This window comes from Allolucifera butyrica, from assembly GCF_900476375.1.
In the GTDB taxonomy this organism is placed as follows: Bacteria; Bacillota; Negativicutes; order Sporomusales; family UPPP01; genus Lucifera; species Lucifera butyrica.
This window is the reverse complement of sequence record NZ_UPPP01000075.1, coordinates 22316-41127: the sequence shown is the minus strand read 5'-3', so window position 1 is coordinate 41127 and position 18812 is coordinate 22316. Positions and strand designations below refer to the sequence as shown.

The 18812-nt window shown below is 45.9% G+C and carries 18 protein-coding genes; 2 read left to right on the top strand and 16 right to left on the bottom strand.

The genetic code is table 11. The features are described from left to right. Positions 1-143: 143 nt before the first annotated feature. The 4 genes from LUCIF_RS13585 to LUCIF_RS13570 all read right to left on the bottom strand — a co-directional run bounded on the left by LUCIF_RS13585 (position 144) and on the right by LUCIF_RS13570 (position 6983). Complete coding sequence (locus LUCIF_RS13585; protein ID WP_243638729.1) at positions 144-1319, bottom strand: ABC transporter substrate-binding protein; 1176 nt, start codon at positions 1317-1319, stop codon at positions 144-146. 608 nt (positions 1320-1927) lie between these two features. Further along, positions 1928-4243, bottom strand: coding sequence for an FAD-dependent oxidoreductase (locus tag LUCIF_RS13580; protein WP_122628436.1), 2316 nt, complete (start codon positions 4241-4243; stop codon positions 1928-1930). Positions 4244-4254: 11 nt separating this feature from the next. Beyond that, positions 4255-5889, bottom strand: a complete 1635-nt coding sequence (locus LUCIF_RS13575) for a glutamate synthase-related protein (protein WP_122628435.1) — start codon at positions 5887-5889, stop codon at positions 4255-4257. Continuing rightward, positions 5877-6983, bottom strand: a complete 1107-nt coding sequence (locus tag LUCIF_RS13570) for a class II glutamine amidotransferase domain-containing protein (RefSeq protein WP_122628434.1) — start codon at positions 6981-6983, stop codon at positions 5877-5879. Before LUCIF_RS13570 ends, LUCIF_RS13575 begins: the two co-directional genes overlap by 13 nt. A 563-nt stretch (positions 6984-7546) precedes the next feature. Here LUCIF_RS13570 and yyaC point away from each other — a divergent pair. Next, positions 7547-8122: a spore protease YyaC gene (yyaC, locus tag LUCIF_RS13565; RefSeq protein WP_122628433.1), complete on the top strand. Its 576-nt coding sequence runs from the start codon at positions 7547-7549 to the stop codon at positions 8120-8122. Positions 8123-8288: 166 nt separating this feature from the next. On the opposite strand, the gene LUCIF_RS13560 is transcribed toward yyaC, so the two are convergent. From LUCIF_RS13560 to LUCIF_RS13505, 12 genes are all read right to left on the bottom strand, one after another. After that, positions 8289-8528, bottom strand: coding sequence for a YkuS family protein (locus LUCIF_RS13560; RefSeq protein WP_122628432.1), 240 nt, complete (start codon positions 8526-8528; stop codon positions 8289-8291). A 62-nt stretch (positions 8529-8590) separates the two neighbouring features. Continuing rightward, positions 8591-8836, bottom strand: coding sequence for a YkuS family protein (locus LUCIF_RS13555; protein WP_122628431.1), 246 nt, complete (start codon positions 8834-8836; stop codon positions 8591-8593). Between the two features lie 70 nt (positions 8837-8906). Further along, positions 8907-9332 (bottom strand): bactofilin family protein, encoded by a 426-nt coding sequence (locus LUCIF_RS13550; protein WP_207857647.1) that lies wholly within the window; start codon positions 9330-9332, stop codon positions 8907-8909. Between the two features lie 64 nt (positions 9333-9396). After that, complete coding sequence (locus LUCIF_RS13545; RefSeq protein WP_207857645.1) at positions 9397-9807, bottom strand: bactofilin family protein; 411 nt, start codon at positions 9805-9807, stop codon at positions 9397-9399. A gap of 46 nt (positions 9808-9853) precedes the next feature. Then, entirely contained in the window at positions 9854-10786 is a 933-nt protein-coding gene (locus LUCIF_RS13540) for a M23 family metallopeptidase (RefSeq protein WP_243638728.1), read from the bottom strand. Positions 10787-10934: 148 nt separating this feature from the next. Next, positions 10935-11423, bottom strand: a complete 489-nt coding sequence (locus LUCIF_RS13535; protein WP_207857643.1) for a DUF4446 family protein — start codon at positions 11421-11423, stop codon at positions 10935-10937. Between the two features lie 96 nt (positions 11424-11519). Further along, positions 11520-12200 (bottom strand): DUF554 domain-containing protein, encoded by a 681-nt coding sequence (locus LUCIF_RS13530; RefSeq protein WP_122628428.1) that lies wholly within the window; start codon positions 12198-12200, stop codon positions 11520-11522. A 1-nt stretch (position 12201) separates the two neighbouring features. Further along, on the bottom strand, positions 12202-13350 hold the full coding sequence (locus LUCIF_RS13525) for an aminotransferase class V-fold PLP-dependent enzyme (protein ID WP_122628427.1): 1149 nt from the start codon (positions 13348-13350) through the stop codon (positions 12202-12204). A gap of 54 nt (positions 13351-13404) precedes the next feature. After that, positions 13405-14628 (bottom strand): [FeFe] hydrogenase H-cluster maturation GTPase HydF, encoded by a 1224-nt coding sequence (hydF, locus tag LUCIF_RS13520; RefSeq protein ID WP_122628426.1) that lies wholly within the window; start codon positions 14626-14628, stop codon positions 13405-13407. Between the two features lie 15 nt (positions 14629-14643). After that, positions 14644-16035: an aspartate ammonia-lyase gene (locus LUCIF_RS13515; protein WP_122628425.1), complete on the bottom strand. Its 1392-nt coding sequence runs from the start codon at positions 16033-16035 to the stop codon at positions 14644-14646. Between the two features lie 41 nt (positions 16036-16076). Further along, positions 16077-16970: a ParB/RepB/Spo0J family partition protein gene (locus tag LUCIF_RS13510; protein ID WP_122628424.1), complete on the bottom strand. Its 894-nt coding sequence runs from the start codon at positions 16968-16970 to the stop codon at positions 16077-16079. Next, positions 16963-17724: a ParA family protein gene (locus LUCIF_RS13505; RefSeq protein WP_207857672.1), complete on the bottom strand. Its 762-nt coding sequence runs from the start codon at positions 17722-17724 to the stop codon at positions 16963-16965. Before LUCIF_RS13505 ends, LUCIF_RS13510 begins: the two co-directional genes overlap by 8 nt. Positions 17725-18108: 384 nt before the next feature. On the opposite strand from LUCIF_RS13505, the gene LUCIF_RS13500 reads away from it, so the two are divergent. After that, on the top strand, positions 18109-18792 hold the full coding sequence (locus tag LUCIF_RS13500) for a methionine synthase (protein WP_122628423.1): 684 nt from the start codon (positions 18109-18111) through the stop codon (positions 18790-18792). Positions 18793-18812: the final 20 nt, after the last annotated feature.

Here is an 18812-nt window from a genome sequence, read left to right as displayed (position 1 = left end):
CGTTGTCCACGCCTGTCAATACTTCAGTAGAGAGACATTAACGTTTATGTCCTCCCCGATAGGACCACGGTCCAATTCTTCCATCATTGATAACAAAGGGGATAAGACCGAAGCCTTATCCCCCGCACCACATTGTACATCAACTAGGGATTGATTTTTTCTTTAAATACTTGTTTACCATCTTTCATTTCAATAACTACGGCACTTTTCACCGGGTCATGGTTGGCATCCAGGGTAAGAATGCCAGTGCTGACCTGTAAATTTTTCGTTTGTTCCAGCGCATCCCGGATTTTAGCGGGATCCGTGCTGTTGGCCCGTTTTATGGCATCAATCAGCATTAAGCCGGAGTCATATCCCAGGGCTGCCAGAGCGCTTGGCTCCTGACCATATTCTTTCTTATACGCTTCGACAAATTTAACCACATTGGGGTCTTTATCCTGGGAAGAATAATGGTTACTGAAGTAGGTGTCATTGAGAGCCGCCGCTCCGGCAATATCCACCAGTTTCGGATCGTCCCAACCGTCGGTTCCCAGTAGAGGAACAGTAATGCCAAGCTCACGCGCCTGTTTTACGATTTTACCGACTTCTTCATAATAGGCGGGAATAAAGATGATATCGGGGTTAGCCCCTTTAATTCTGGTTAAAGTAGCTTTGAAATCCTGGTCTTTTTGCAAAAAGGCTTCTTTGGCTACAATTGTGCCGCCTGCAGCCGTAAAGTTTTTCTCAAATACGTCGGCTAGCCCTTTAGAATAATCAGAACTGTTATCTACATAAATGGCCGCCGTCTTGGCCTTCAGAGATTTCGTCGCAAAATCGGACATTACTTTTCCCTGGAAGGGGTCAATGAAGCAGGCCCGAAAAGCATAAGGCCTTACTTTGCCGTTATCGACCGTCACTTTCGGATTGGTCGCTGTAGCTGTCAGAATGGGAATTTTATTATCCTGGCTGATCTGCAGTGTAGCCAATACGTTGGAACTGGATACCGGTCCCAATACGGTTACCACTTTATCCTCGGTTATCAACTTGGTAATAGCATTAGCCGCTTCGGAAGGTTCCGATTTGTTATCGGCAACAATCAGTTTTAGTTGTTTGCCAAGCACGCCACCGGCTGCATTGGCTTGTTTAAATGCCAGTTCAATCCCGTTAACCGTTTGTTTGCCAAAGTTGGCGATCCCGCCTGTCATTTCAAAATTGCCACCGATTTTAATTTCTTTGGAATCGGCGCTTCCCCCACTACTGCCGCCGCACCCGCCGACAAACAATGTTAGCATGGCTGCAACCACAGCCACAGTCAAACTAGTTAACCATCTTTTCGACACGATCTCTCCCCCTCTTCTTCAATCCCATGGTTTCTAATCATTCATCCCTTCCTTAAGCCACTTGCAGTCAACTATCATCTCCTTCAATCCATCGACAGTTATGTAGCTATAAAACCAAAAATCAAACAAAGACCTATTAGGTCTTTAGTGAAAGGAAAGTATTTTACTTTTTCAGGCAGCTAAGAAGAATGCTCTACTTTTTAGATGTAACCTGAAAAATTAATACTTTTCTTCATTACCAAAGTATCTTGTTGGGTTCTTTAATTACTATGTATCCATTTACTGCACTGCAGCATTCGAACCGGAATATTTACATTGTATACAAATTTATGCTACCATAGGTACACCACTCAAGGATTTTTGTTTATTGGTTTAATTATAGGTGTACATTATCAACCTGTCAATACTGTTTTTGCAATATCATAATTACAATTTGTCTTTGTAGAATATACAGTATTTTCTCGATCTTCTCTTTGTCCCTCCCGGAAAGAAGAAACTCCTGCCTTGTCTTTAAAGGGTACGAAAAACGGGTTAACGGTTCCTTATACAAAAAAATTCGGCGCCGGATTGCTTTCGCAATCCGGCGCCTGCACAAGAAGGGATCGTGTTTATACGTTATATATGAGGATCGGTTCACTATTGGAATACATGGTCCATATGCCGCAAGGGCAAACACCGGCGCAAATACCACACCCGATGCATTTATCCGGGTCGGATACGTACTGAAAACCGCCATCCGGCAGACTGACCCGGGAAATGGCGTTTTCCGGGCAAGACTTGAAGCACATATGGCAATCCCGGCAAGTACCGCAGCTGACACAACGCAGATAATCCTCTTTGGCCGCCGGCAAATCACAGGCATGGCACTTTTTAAAATAAGCCGTGGATAACTTGGTTGCCGGAACTTTTTCCTTTTCTTCCCTTTCATAGGTTTTACCGGTTAAATAGGCATCCACTTCCATTGCCGTCCGGCGCGCCGCCCCGATAGCGTCTACCAGCCTGCCCGGCCGGATGGTGTCGCCTGCCGTAAAAATCCCCGGCCCTACCCGATAATGCTCATCCGGTTTCAGGCAACCTCTCTCGAGATTAACTCCTTCCGGCAAGAAGGAAAGATCCGGCGCTTCCCCGATGGTTATAATCACGGTATCGCCTTTGATCAGCTGACCGCTTTGAGTAATAACGCCCTCAGCAGTAATTTCCTTGGTAAATACGGGCCATAAGAGCGTAGCCCCCAATTCTTTTACATGGGCAATTTCCCTGGCATAAGCGGCCGGTTGCTGTACATCGATGCAGGTTACCGCTTCCGCCCCCATCTGATACGCCCCTACCGCCACATCCATACCGGAGTTGCCGCAGCCAATAACAATTACCCGTTTTCCAACCGCCGGTTTTTCACCCCGGTTTACGGCTTTTAAGAAGTCAATTCCCTTAATTAAACGTTCATGACCAGCCCAGGGAATCACCCGGCCGGTATGAGCGCCGCTGGCAATCACCACAGCATCATATTCGTCCCGAATTTGGGCAAACAAGTCCCGGTCTACTTTCACGCCGGAACGGAAAGTTACACCCATATCTTCAATTCGTTTCAATTCTTTAGCCAGCGTTTGCTGTGGCAGCCGCGAACGGGGAATAACCTGCTCCATTTTTCCGCCCATTTTCTGGTCAGCCTCAAACACAGTAACGCTATGGCCAAGACGGGCCAGATGCCAGGCCGCCGTCAAGCCGGCCGCACCGCCACCGACTACTCCCACGGTCTTTCCCGTTAATACCGCCGGACGTTCCAGAACTGCATCCACCGAATAATTTCCCAACTGGCCTATCTGCACCGACAGGTCAATTTTGCCACGGGTACATTCATCCATGCACAGGTTGGGACATACGGCGCCACACACCGAACCGGAAAAGGGTGTATATTCCAGTACCAGTTTATAGGCTTCCTCAATTTTTCCCTCTCGCAGCAAATTGAAACGTTGCTGGGAAGGTATGCCGGCCGTGCAATTGAACTCACAGGGAGCCGCATACCGGGCATTATCCCACACCGGCACCCGCTGCCGGTAAAGTCCCGTCGTTACCAATCCTACTACCTTGCCGTCATCATTGCAGACATCGGCAAAAATTCCTCCTGCCGGCCACTGTTCACAGCGAAAGGCAGTAATGTTGGTATTTGCTTTTTTCGGACGTTCCTCATAGGTTAACGGCACGACCTTCTGCCATTCCCGCCAATTCGATATCGTTGCGCGAAGCTCTGTCCGCTCAATCGAAACCAGGAAATCATCCATTTTCCGGTTCAAATAATCGATATCCTGCTCATCCAGAGGCATTATTTTTACGTCTTTTAATGAAATTCCCCTGGCTTTCCCCCGAAAATACAGCGTTCCCCCTACCATACCGACACAGGACCGTTCACCCAGAACGGAATCAAATTGTTCGCTGTCGTAACCACACACGACAGCAATCCCGCCGGACATAAATTCATAGGAAAAGCTGCCGCAATTCTTAAGCACCCAAAATTCAGGCGGCTCATAAAGCGGGTCATGCTTCATCAGCGACCCGGAACGGGTGCCTGCCCTTCCACCAATATAGATGGTGCCGGACGCCGCGCAGTGCGCCGTTGTGTCACCACCGTCGCCACGAACGACAATTTTGCCGCCGGCATTCAGCCAGCCGACATCGGCCGGCGCCGAACCCTCCACAATAATTTCGGTCCCTTCCAGGCACATGGAACCAACACGCTGGCCGGGATTTTTAACGGTAAATTTCAGAGGTTTTCCTTCCGGCTGCCATAAAGGACCGCCAATATCATGCTGACCGGAAGCTTCTATATAAAATTCCGTCTCCCCATCCGTCATCGCATCATGAATTGCCTGCAGCAAATCCTGCGTAGACATCCGGTTGTGTCCGTCAAATGTATGAATCCTTAACATACTGCTTCCTCCTAACATGTATACTGGATCGCCAGTTTATCCGCAATGGCTTTATCCGTTGTAACCAGGGCGTCGGACCGCCCTACCGGCAACGAACTGTTGCCGATCGGCGCCATTAATTTCCGCAATTCATTATCCAGGGCCAGCATATAATCGACAATATTCTGCGCCGCCCGGTCCACATCAAGCCGTTTTACCAGACGCGGATCCTGGGTGCAGATACCGGTCGGACAATGTCCGGTATTGCAGGCGTTACAACGGTGTTCCTCATTACCGATGCAACCGCAAAGCTGAATCAGCAACTTGCCGATAAACACCCCGTTTGCTCCCAGACAAATCATCTTAAACGCGTCTGCGGCCGCATTGCCGGTCATGCCGATACCGCCGCCGGCCCAAAGCGGAATTTGCCCCTGACGGCCCTGTTTTACCGCCGCCATATAACATTCCCGCACCTTGGATACCACCGGGTGACCAGTGTGGTCCAAAGAAACCTCGTTAGCCGCACCGGTTCCACCTTGAATTCCGTCAAGGAAAAAACCGCCGCAAATATAGTAAGGATCTCGCAGTAAATTGTTATATACCGAAACGGAAGTAGCTGAAGCAGCACACTTTATAGCGACCGGAACCCGGAATTTAAACGCCGCGTTCATGGACATAAACATTTTTTGAACTGATTCTTCAATGGAATACAGGCCCTGATGATTCGGCGGCGACATAAGGTCTGCCTTAGGGACCCCCCGGATGGCCTGGACATGTTCGGCAACTTTGGCTGCCGGCAGCAGTCCGCCGTCACCCGGTTTAGCTCCTTGACCGATTTTAATTAAAATACCTGCCGGATCGGTTTTCATCCGGGGCATCGCTTTGATAATCCGGTTCCAGCCAAAATGCCCTGATGCAATCTGAATGATGGAATATTTGAGATATTCCGATTCCAGCAGTTTAACCGGCATACCGCCTTCGCCGGAACTCATGCGGACCGGGATATGGTATTTTTCATTTAAATACGCCGTTGCCAGAAATATGGCTTCCCAGGCACGGGTAGATAGAGCGCCAATTGACATATCGCTAAAAATGACCGGGTATATCCAGCTTACGGGCGGTGTCTTTTTCTGCAGTTTTAATTCGCCGTTTTCAACCGACAAAGGGAGTTCACTCGGCAGCAATACCCGCCCGAAAGGAGCCAGAATATCGAAAGTATGCCGTTCCGAATCCAGTGCCGGGTCGGTCATTTGCGATATACGGCCGACAATAACTTTATCCAGTGTACGACCTGTAGTCAGATTGGTTCGTCCCCCCCGTTTTACAGGAGAGCCTCCAGCCCGGGCCAACAACTCCAGACGGGAATCAGGATTTCGCTCCGGTTTGATGGCGCGGTTGGGGCAAACTTTTTCGCACATGCCACAACCAACACATAAGTTGGTCAGACTGTCTTTCTGACGAATCACCGGCATAGCCGAATGACGCTGAGACGGCTCAGGCTGGTATCCGGTCGATACCGTGACCGACCGCCGTTCCATGACGGCCTCAATCGCATTGAAAGTACAAGCTGCTACGCAACTGCCGCACATGGTACATCGTTCCGGTTTATAAGCGATCTTCCAGGGAAAATCATGAAAAGTCGGATCTTGTGTCCTCATTGTTTCCATCGCTCTACCTCCATGTCGGGCCGAATCAGCACCACTTCCCGTTCATTAGGATATATATCCGCTTCTTTATCACGGTCCGGCAAAATCACATTAAGACCGCATACTTCAGAAGATACAGCCATTGTTACCGCATCGCCCCCCACAACTACGGGGCGTAATTTTTTTGAGTCACAGCACGTAATCATGCTACCGTCAGGAAGCATGGCAATAATTGTATTAGGCCCGTTAATTTCGAGATGTCCCAGAGACTGGCGGATGGCTTTCAGTTCCTCTTTATCCGGTCGTTTCTCAATTTCATTAAACGGCAGCGGCGTAATAACATGCTTATAATATTTAATCGGCCACTTTAATTCATGTAACACATAGTGCAATGAATATAAAAAGTTTTGTGAATCCGACTCAAAACCGATATAGCCGCGATGCAGCGATTTCTGGTATTCCTTATTTTTAGTGTAGAATGTGTTTTCCCCATTCGCGCATAAGGTGTAGCCCTGCAAAAAAAAGGGATGAGCCGCATAACGAACAATGTCATAATTCGTATTCTGGCGGCATTGAACCACTACATTCCTGCCTACTAACTCTCCATTATCATCCCATAAGCGAAAATAAGTAGCAATATCCCTTGGATCACCAATTTCTTTTAATGTCAGCACATCAGGCCAAAAAGAAAAAACATACCCATTATCGTCCTTTTCCAGCAAAGCGCGGATTGCCAGCCGGGTATCCAGCAGCAGTTCCTCTTTGGCCTCCCGCCCCGCCGTACGGTAATATTCCGGGTAATCATACATACGAAAAATATAATACGGCATTGCTTTTATATCCAGCCCCGGTTTCCTGTTGACATTCGGTATCCATTCTTTAATCGGAATAAAGTTATTGGTTTCCATGTAATCTTCCACCATCTTGGCGCCTTTTTGCGTACAGGCCAGCGAAAGCAGCGGCTTATCCTTGTAATCGGCAAAAGCTCCGCCCAAGTCCTGCATAATCATAGCAAAACCCGAATTATCATGTCCCTCCTGCTGGGGTAACATCAATTTCAGGGCAGTGGAAGGATGAAAAAATTTTTTGCTTTTAATTGCCCCAATTCTACACATAGCTACACCACCTCTTTTTCTGTATCATCTAAAAAATAAGACTCTGGGGAAAATACCGGAATCTTCCGGGACCTTCCGCAGAGTCTTTTATACCCACGGTGTAGTGCAACGCTGCACCTGTGCCGCTCGGTCCAGCCGTAAAAAACGCGGAACCCTAGGCACTCTCCCAAAACAATTGTATGCATAAGATGTACTCAGTCTGTAAAAGCTACTGAGTTAATGTGTTTAAATCTAATTATAAAAACGAAATGTTATGCTGTCAATATACATCTTAAAATATAGTTTTTTCTGACAAGTCCCGAATTTACACACTTCTATTTTAAGATACCATGCTTGATATTGCATATTTATTCATTATTTAATTATTTTTTCCACTTTGCAAAAAGTGTTAAGTCTACCCTGTAAATTACGCGTCCAACCAAAAAGAACAGGCCACTTTTTTTGTATAAGCCCAACAATGTATTGCATTGTTTTTCTGTATACAAAAAAGACGCCGAGAGGATACGAATAAAAATCTGCGTTTTGATGCATACTGTTATAAAAAATAAAAACAGGAGTCACTTATGCTAACTAATCTCTTCGATTTTACCAAATCGGCTAAAGAAATAAAATTTAGTATCCATCAGCCCAATACAACCTATGAAATGGCTATGAATATACGCTGCATGATCCAGGAAGCCGCCGCTCTGAATCAGGAGGTTATCGTCCTGTGTATTGGCACCGACCGTTCTACCGGCGACTCTTTGGGACCCCTTACGGGTACCAAATTAAAAAGCATTAATCTATATCCACATATTTTCGGTACATTGGATGATCCGGTTCATGCTACCAACTTGCCAAATATGTTGACATTTATTCATTCTTCCTTCGCCAATCCTTTTATCATTGCTGTCGATGCTTGTCTTGGCAAGCTGGAAAACGTGGGCTTTGTTTCTTTAGGTCACGGTTCATTGAAACCAGGCGCTGCGGTCAATAAGAATTTACCTGCCGTGGGAGACGTATACATAACAGGCATTGTCAATGTAAGCGGCTTTATGGAACATTTGGTATTACAAAGCACTCGCCTGAATCTGGTCATGCGCATGTCTGAAACAATCGCTCACAGCCTATCCTTTGCCTTAAGCAAAATTGCCAAATAATAAGCAAGACCGCTTAGAGCGATCTTGCGGTCCGTGGCGCAGGGTCATGGCACGGGGAAACCATCCGGAATTATTTTGGGCGGCCATCCAGGCAGAAGGATCGCCTTGCAAAAAAGCGCAAGCCTGCATCTCAGAGTGCCAGCTTGCGCTTTATTATTTCTCTTTTTTACAACCGGTCCAGTTCATCCAGTATTTCATCGGCACTTTTTCCAGCGGCATTAATAACGGGCACATCGGTCAAAGTGTCCTGTATATTCATCAAATTTATATCGCTGCCACTAACGACAACGGCGTCCACATCATCCAGATTTGCCTTATCCAGGCTAATCACTTCATAACCCTGTGTTTCCAGGGTATCAAAAAGGCGTGACAAACTTTTTTCTACTGCAACAATACCTTGTAACATACTATCCCCTGCTTCCTGTTATTTTTTTTACGGCAATTCATGTTCCGGGAAAAAGTCTATTGTCAGCTCCATTTTTCTTCTAATTGGGTTACTACCTGTTCCGGCGTAAGCCCGCTGGCATTTATCATAACCGTATTTTTTGCCGTCCATTTAACCATTCCCTGAGCCGCCGGCACCTGCGGCCCGCTATATACAATTGCTTCTACCGGCCGTATGCATTCCCCCATATCCACTACATCATAGCCGCAAGTATATAGATGATTTTTTATCTGATCCAGACCGGTTTCAACCGACACAGACCGCAACATAAAAATTACGCCTCCTGTAATTTTGGTATTAGTGTTTACAGTGGCGCTATAATTATACAGCAATATATTGTTAACTTTTAGGCTTTGCTTCTTTTTCATGATTGCCGCTCTCGTGTTTCATTTCACAAGCCCCTTTAAAAATCGCCCCTTCACCGATAATTATGGTACCTGCCTTTACATCACCGGTTAATCTGGCTGTAGGAAGCAATTCCAGTTTCTCTGCTATTTCCACATTGCCACTAACCAAACCGGCAATCGTGGCCTCTTTCGCTTTAATCACGGATCTTGCTTTTCCATTCTTTCCAATAATCACCTTCCCGGCCATCATCAAATCGCCTTCAAATTCACCGTCGATACGGATGGCTCCTTTGACGGTTATCGTACCTTTAAATTGCGTTCCCTGCCCAATCAGGGTTTCTACCTGTTCAGAAGTTCCCGCCGCATCCCTTTTGTCGCCAAACATTGCATCCGCTCCCATTCCTTCGGTTTTATCCAAATATAATAGCGCCTCCTGCATTAATTATTTTTTGCAGAGGCGCTATATTTATACTTGTAAATGATTAACCGTTAACCTTAGTCTTTACCTCTTTTTCACGGCGGTCGACTTCGTGTTTCATTTCACAGGCCCCCTTAAAAATTGCCCCTTCACCGACAATTAAGGTCCCCACCTTTACATCGCCGGTCACCCTGGCTGTAGGAAGCAGCTCAAGCTTGTCCACTATTTCCATATTACCATTGACCATGCCGGCAACCGTAGCCTTTTGCGCTTTAACCAGCGCTCTGATTTGACTGGTTTCGCCAACAATCACATTACTCGCTGTCACTAAATCGCCCTCAAATCCACCATCGATTCGGATGGCTCCTTTAACGGTTATCGTACCTTTAAATTGGGTTCCTTGCCCGATCAGGGTTTCTACCTGCTCAGAAATACCGGAATCTCTTTTACCGCCAAACATTGCAATCTCTCCCATCCTTATTACGAGCTCCTATCCGCACGTGAATCAAAGCATCCCTACTTTAGAGGAATTTGGCAGGGTTTACCGCTGTGCCATTTACACGGACTTCATAATGTACATGAGGTCCGGTGCTGAGACCAGTACTCCCCATATAAGAAATGGTTTCACCTTTCCGCACTTTTTGACCCACGTGAACCAAAATTTTTTCATTATGCCCGTAAATTGTTACAATGCCGTTGCCGTGGTCAATTTCAACCATGTTGCCATAGCCGCTATACCAACCACTGTATATAACAACTCCATTCGCAGTTGCAACAATCGGAGTGCCGTAATCATTGGCTATATCAATACCAGGGTGCCAATCGCCACTATTTCCTCCCCAGGGAGAAGTGCGCCAGCCAAACCGCGAAGTGACATCGCCATTTGCCGGCCATATGGAGGGCGTTGCCGCCAATCTGGCTATTTTCTCTTCTAGTTCGTTCCGTAAAGCTAGTAGACTTTGTTCCCGAACAGGAACCTGTTTTTGTAGTTCCGCAATAATTTCATTAATTTGATCAATATTAGGCTTTACCCCCGCCGGACCACCTTGTCCCTTATATGAAATATTCGGACGGACAACACCCGACCGGGAAGTTCCGGATGATTCGTCACTGCTCACTAAGCGTCTTAAATCACTATCCAATTGATTCAATCGATTCATATCCGCTTGCAGTTTTGCTGTCGAGCCGGCCATTTTTTCCAACTGCTGGGCTTGTACACTATTGACTTGGCGCAATCTTTCCAACTCTGCCTTATCGGCACTGGCGACATTCATTGTATGACGATAACTAAGCATCGTCACAACAACTCCAACTACAACTATGCCCAAGATTCCGGCAGTAAATTGCACGAGCCGCATGGGCAGACGAATACCCCACACTGTTCCCTTTCCATGATGCGGCACCAGCATGAGGGTATACTCTTTTTTTACTTTTTTAACCTTTATTTCCCCCACTCTCTGCAACCACCATCCCCTCGACCTAAAATTATCCCCTTCGTACTACCTTCGTACTAATTTACTTTATTTTCGTCAACTATAAGGAATATCCTGCCAATACTAGAAATATATTTTTCTTTTACCCCAAAGAACCACTATTTATTCATTACTTTTGCTCCTGAATACCTCCTTGCGCCTGCATAAGTGCCCGCTTTTCCTCTTCCGTTAAAAAGTAAGAGGAAGATCCTCCAACAATCGGTTTGGCATAATCGCGCGATTCATTGCGACCAAAAATACTTGATAAAACAACCCCGTTATTTTCCCCGTCTAATAAGGCGACGGCATAACTCAAATCACTGCCCGTGTCTTCAAAAGCATTGAAACGAACTACCCCTATTTTTTGCACCGAGTGCCGGGCAACTGTCTCTAACCGTTTCAAAGCCCGGGTCAGTTCTTCGACCTGATTCATTGCCTTTCGGACCTCCTCCATCTGCTTAACCAGGATATTTTCTAAATTGCTTCCGTCCATACCCTGCATCATTTTCTGGTAGCGCCGATTCATTTTTGACAATTTTATATTAATATTAATAAAAATAATTAATGCCATTAATATAAAGATTGTCATGATTAATAAGATATATTGTAAGTTATTCATTATTAAGGTTGTAAGCTGCATTCCAGCGCCCATATTTTATCACCTTTCTTTTCGCCTAACCCATTCAGATATACACCTTGGGTAAATTGATCAATCTTAATGAGGCCATATCAGGGTAATCGCGGCGGCGGCCGGAATAGCCGGCAATAAATTAGCCAGCCGCATTTTCTTTATCTCCAGCATGGACAAGCTGATACCGACAATTAGTATTCCCCCGACAGCCGTCATTTCTCTAATCACAGTATCCGATAAGATCGCACTGAACAAACCGGCCATCAAGGTAATCATTCCCTGATAAACTAAAATAGATATACTTGACAGAGCAACGCCAATGCCCATACCTGACGCAAATACAACCGATGAGATTCCATCCAGCATTGATTTAGCATACAATGTATCGGCATTCCCGGTGAGACCATCCTGAATGGACCCGACAACTGCCATGGCCCCGATACAATAAACCAAACTGGCCGTAACAAAACCTTCACCGGCATTGCCATATTGTTTTCCCAGCTTTTGCGTAATCCAATCGCCCAATCTCAGAAGCAGGCTGTCAATATCCAGTGTTTCTCCCACCAATGCTCCCACGAGCAAACTAATAATCACAATCAGTATATTATCCGTCTTTAACGCCATTTGCAGTCCAATCAATCCAACCGACAATGCTAATCCATGCATTACCGTTTCCTGATATTTGAGCGGGATTCCCTGTTTAAGCGCCATACCAATACCGGATCCTACCAGTACGGTGGCCGCATTAACCAATGTTCCTTTCATATCACATTTTTTCTCCTCTCCGGGCAATCGACTCAACCGCCTGAATTGTTTCCGTAATTTCCGCGGCAGTATTGAAATAGCCCGGGCTTAACCGTATTGTTCCGGTTTCCAGTGTCCCCAGCGTGCGATGCGCCCAAGGAGCACAATGCAGCCCGGAACGGCAGGCTATCCCGAAATCCCGGTCAAGACGGTGGGCCACCTCCCCGCTGTCCAATCCTCTGACCGTAAAAGAAACAACAGCCGTACGGTCAATCACTTTACGCGGCCCATAAACAACGATATCCGGTATTTCTTGCAAACCCTTTATCAACGCACTAACCAGGGCCAGTTCCTTTTTTCTAAGGTTTGCTTGTCCAACAGCCCGGATGAACCGTATTCCCGCACCTAACCCGGCAATACCCGGCGTATTGGGTGTACCGCTCTCCATCCGGTCAGGCATAAAAACCGGTTGTTCGTCCGATTCCGATAAACTGCCGGTTCCGCCATACCGTAACGGTCTGACCGCCAACCCTTCTCTAAGATAAAGGGCAGCTGTTCCCTGAGGACCGAATAACCCTTTATGTCCGCTAAAGGCCAGCATATCAATCTTCATATCGTCAACTTGAATTTCTTCCCTACCGGCCGTTTGTGACGCATCCACGATCATTAGACAATTTTCGCGCACAGCAAGTTTCGCTACCTCGGCAATCGGCATAATCGTTCCGCTTACATTTGAGGCGTGGGTCATGACTATGGCCTTGGCCCCCTTCGCCGCATCCCTCATTTCCTCCATAATCAGCCGCCCCTGACTGTCACAAGATACAATTCGCAGTTTTACTCCCCGTGATTCCAAGTACCGTAAAGGGCGGGTCACTGCATTATGTTCCATAGCCGTAGTCACCACAATATCCCCGGAACCTATTATTCCCAGCAATGCCATATTTAACGCATCCGTGGCATTATAGGCAAAAGCAATATCCGTGGCATTTTTTACGCCAAATAAACCAGCTAAGTCTTCTCTGGTTTCATAAAGAATCCTGCCGGCCTCTCTGGCCATAGTATAGCTGCCTCTTCCCGGATTGGCCGCCATATATCGCAAACAATGGTCAACAGCCTGGTATACTGTTTCCGGCTTAGGCCAGCTAGTCGCGGCATTATCCAAATAAATCACCCGGCAGTCTCCCTTCTGGCTGCTTAACTCTAGTAAGCGCTTCAACATCTCGTCTTATTCGTCTAATAACATTTGTGCCAGCGGAAAAGGAGATAACGCCCGCCGCAAAATACCGTGTACATGGGCAATTAAAAGTCCGTAATTGACAATCGGCACCTGTTTTTCCCTGGCCACGGACAAACGGTAAAGCATTTCCCGCCGGTTAAGCATACACGCTCCACAATGAACAATCAACTGATATTGGCTCAAATCAGACGGAAAGGAACCACCTGATACCCAGTCAAATTCCAATTCCCCACCGACAGTTTGCCGTAACCAACGGGGAATCTTTACCCGGCCAATATCATCGGCTTGACGATGGTGCGTACATCCTTCCGCAATTAATACTTTATCGTGCGGTTTGAGCTTATCAATAGCGCGGGCGCCAGCCGTTAGGGTCTCCAAATCTCCCTTGTGACGGGCCATTAGAATGGAAAATGAGGTTAAAAGAACGTCATCCGGCGTATCCGCCGCTACCTTTAAAAACTCCTGCGAATCAGTCACAACTAAGCGCGGCTTCCGGTGCAAATTCTCCAGCGCCTCTTTTAATTCCCGTTCTTTTACCACAACACTGCAGGCATCATGGTCAAGAATATCACGAATTGTTTGCACCTGCGGTAAAATGAGCCGCCCCTTGGGAGCCGCCAGGTCAATCGGTACTACTAAAACCACCGTATCCCCCGGATCGATCAGGTCACCAATAATCGGTGTGCCTTCCCATTCTTCCGGAGCACTAGTTATAATAAGACGCTTTAACTCCTCAATTCCCTGACGTGTCTTTGCACTGATCGGCAATAGATTGAGACCCAATCCCTCATTCCATTTCTTTATTAAATCAACCGATACATTAAACTGGTCAATTTTATTAATTACTCCAACCAGAGGGATTTTTCGTTTTTGAACCTCACTCACAATATTTTGTTCATACTCCGTCAAGCCTGCGGCCGGCTCAATCACCACTACTGCAAGATCGGTCTTATTGAGCACCTGCATAGTTTTTTCAACCCGCAGGGCACCCAATTCCCCTACATCATCAATTCCGGCCGTATCAATGATCATGACCGGTCCTACGGGTAGGATTTCCATCGCCTTATAAACCGGATCCGTCGTTGTTCCCGGAATATTGGAGACCAAAGCAATATCCTGGTTAGTCAATGCATTTATCAGACTGGATTTTCCAGCATTACGCCGGCCAAAAATAGCGATATGTAAGCGAGATCCCTTCGGTGTATCTTGCACAACGCCACCTCCTTATCATTTCCCGCCGGCATTGGGTCTGGTCATTGTATACGGATCTAAAATACGGTCCAGTTCCGCTGCCGTCAGTGTTGTCGTCTCCATTACTATTTTGCGAACCGCCTTGCCGGTTTGGGCAGCTATTTTAGCAATTTCTGTCGCTTTATCATAACCAATATACGGCACCAACGCCGTTATGGCCGCCATACTATTCTCCAATAATTGCGCACACCGGTCTTCTCTGGCAGCAATCTCTTTTATACAAAATTCACTGAGAATGTTTACACTGTTTGTTAGCAACTCAATACTTCCTAATAAATGGTGAGCAATCAACGGCATAAAAGCATTCAATTCCAATTGTCCTGATTGAGCCGCCATAGCGATTGCCATATCGGAAGCCATTACCTGAAACGCTGCCTGGTTAACCGCCTCCGGAATGATTGGATTAACCTTACCTGGCATAATAGAAGATCCTGCCTGCCTCTCCGGCAAGGCAATTTCTCCCAGACCGGCTCGCGGCCCTGATGACATAAGCCGCAAATCATGGGCTATTTTCCCCAAATTTACCGCTAATGCCTTTAATAAACCGGATACCTCCACAAATACATCTGCATTTTGGGTTATGTCAATCATATTTTCCGCTCTGGCCAAACCAATTTTAGTATACTGCCTTACCCGCTCATTTATCATAAAGATATATTTTTTTCCGGCATTTAAACCGGTCCCCACCGCCGTACCCCCTAAGTTGGCCTGCCGCAACCGTTCTTCCACTTTATATAACCGCCAGCGGTCTCTGGCAATAGCTTGCGCATAAGCGCTAAATTCTTGTCCCAGCATGATCGGTACAGCATCCTGCATTTCTGTTCTGCCAACTTTGATTACCCCGGCAAATTGTTCCTCTTTATTCTGCAATTCTGTTTGCAAAAAAGCACAGGCATCACTTAAAGGTTTCAGCAATTCAATGGCCGCAATCCGCAACGCCGTAGGATATACATCATTCGTTGATTGATGTAAATTCACGTGATTCAGTGGATGAACCAAACTATAGTCGCCTTTACTACCGCCCAATAATTCAATGGCCCGATTTGCAAGCACTTCATTCATATTCATATTCGTTGACGTGCCCGCCCCACCTTGCAGAGCATCCACAACGAACTGTTCCAGCCATTGGCCATTCAATATTTCATCAGCAGCTTCTATAATTGCTTTACCAATTGCCTCATCCAGGTCACCCAGCTCCATATTCACTGCTGCTGCTGCCTTTTTTATCAACGCAATACTCCAAATTAGTTTTGGATGAACCGGGCTTCCGGTTAAAGGAAAATTTTCTTGCGCCCGTAAGGTATGTATTCCATAATATACGTCTTCCGGAACATTCCGTTCACCTAACAAATCCTTTTCGCGACGCATCTGTCATTCCCCCGCAACATAGTAAGTTTCACGTGAAACAATCAAACAATCAGCGTCCCCCGTGTACGGGTTGCAGCTACAGCCTGCCGGGAAGACATAATTTCTATAATTCGTTCCAAATCCTCTTCCGAATAATATTCAATTTCAATTTTACTCTTTATTTTTCCCGGTTTAATTTTTACCGCAGTTCCCAAAATCATTTTTAACCGGTCCTCAATTTCCACTGTAAAAAATTCTTTTACGGGTTTAACTTTTTCTTTAGGTACCCGCGGTGATTTTCCCATCCTTTTCACTAATTCTTCAGCATCCCGGGCAGAGAGATCTTCTTCAATAATCATATTTGCCGCTTCTAATTGCATTTCCAAATTTTCAATAGCCAGTAGCGGACGAACCTGGCCCATAGTTAGTGTTCCACGTGAAACAAAATCCTGAACCGCCGGATGTAAATTCAAAAGACGAACTAAATTAGCAATCAAGGAACGGCTGCGACCAATCTTGCGCGCCACTTCTTCCTGGGTAAGTCCAAACTCGTCCATCAAACGCCGATAAGCTTGCGCTTCTTCAATCGCATTTAAGTCCTGGCGCTGTAAGTTCTCGATCAAGGCAATTTCTGTCATTTCTGAATCGGTATATTCCCGGATAACCGCCGGAATTTTCTTGAGGCCGGCTTTAATAGAGGCTCTAAGGCGTCTTTCACCGGCTACCAACTCAAATCCTTCTAATGTTTTACGTACGACAACCGGTTGTAAAACCCCATATTGTCTAATTGAATTCATTAACTCATCCAATTTTTCCGGGTCAAAGACACGACGCGGCTGATATTGATTAGGGCTGATCGTTTCAACTAAGATTTCAGTCACCGGTTCGTTTTCCTCAGGAACAACCGCTGTTGGAATCAGAGCATCCAGCCCTCTGCCTAAACCCCGTTTACTCATCGCCTATCACCTCTTTGGCTAATTCAAAATAAACTTCGGTACCCTTCGACTTCGGATCATATTTAATCACCGGTAGTCCATGACTAGGAGCTTCACTTAGGCGAATATTTCTGGGAATAATCGTTTGATAGACTTTACTCCGAAAATGATTTTTAACTTCATCCACAACTTGAATTGATAAATTGGTTCTCGCATCAAACATAGTCAGCACCACTCCTTCCAGAGTAAGTGCGGGATTTAAATTTTTCTGCACCAGGGAAATTGTGTTCATTAATTGAGAAAGCCCTTCCAACGCATAGAATTCGCACTGAATGGGCACGAGTACCGAATTTGCGGCCGTTAATGAATTAATTGTTAAAAGACCTAGTGAAGGAGGACAATCAATTAAGACAAAATCATATTTGTATTTAGGTTTATCTAATGCCCTTTTTAGTTTGGTTTCTCTGGATATAGTAGAAACCAGTTCAATCTCCGCACCAGCCAACTGTATGGTAGCAGGTAACAACATTAAATTAGGTATGGGGGTGGATAAAATCACGCTTTCAACCGGCACATCACTAACCAAGGCATCGTACATACAGTGCTTAATGGCAGACTTATTAAAACCAAGTCCACTGGTTGAATTGCCCTGAGGGTCAATATCCACCAGCAGCACCTTTTTTCCTAGTTCCGCCAAACAAGCGCTTAAATTTACTGCCGTGGTTGTTTTCCCCACGCCACCCTTCTGGTTAGCGATGGCAATAACTTTTACCAACATTTTCACCTCAAATTCTTTCACTACATAAGCAACTATTATTCCACGTTATAAGAAAGTTTTCCTGCCAAATTTACGGTAATTCCAATTCAGCCCTCCCGTTTTACTCAGAAATATAGCTTCACCGGTCATAAAGTATAAGACTCAGGATAAAAAATTTTCCGTTCAAAAGCGGATCCCTGTACCTTAGGGAAGTATCTTGACAATCCATCCTTAATATGGTAATTTAACACAAATACCGTAAGATTTATCCCAAGAAAGACCCAAAGGGTCTTTAAGTGGAAGGAAAGTATTTTACTTTTCGGCTTTCTTAAGAAGAATGTGTTATCTTAGAAATAACCGAAAAGTTATAATTTCTGATCCCCACCAAAAAGGAGGTATATCATGCCCGTATATAATGTGCCAATCACCCGGATCAACGAAACTGAAACCCGCCGTTATGCCGGTTTAAGAGATGTAGCGAATTTCCCCCACACACTGCTGGCACAGGCATGCCTGGAGGCGCATTCACTCATTGTACCCCGCGGCAATTGGCATACATATCCTTACGATCCGGAACAGGGAATCATTGAAGCATCAAATCTTTTAGTTCTGTCCGGACAAAAAATTATTACCCATTTAAGACAGGCATCGCAAGTAGCCGTTATGGCCGTTACAGTCGGCTTAAAATTAGAAGAAGCAATATCTAAACAATTTGAACAGGGAAATTACACAACGGGGTTATTAATGGATGCTGCCGGTACAGCCGCAGTAGAAGAAACAGCCGATAAAATTTCGGCACTCATTCAACAAGATGCGTCCCGCATTGGTTACACTTCTACGTCCCGGTTTAGTCCCGGTTATGGTGACTGGGATATTACGGTCCAGCCGGACATTCTGACGCTGGCGGGTGGTTATGAGCTTGATATTACCGTAACGGAGACCTCTATGCTACAACCGCGAAAATCTGTCACGGCAATTATCGGACTAATCCCCTATCAGGGAAATATCCAGCAAGTTCCCTGTACCGTAATATCTTGCCAGGAATGTACACAATCATCCTGTATGGCCCGGAAAAATTCCGGCTAATTTATTGAGAAGGGGTTACA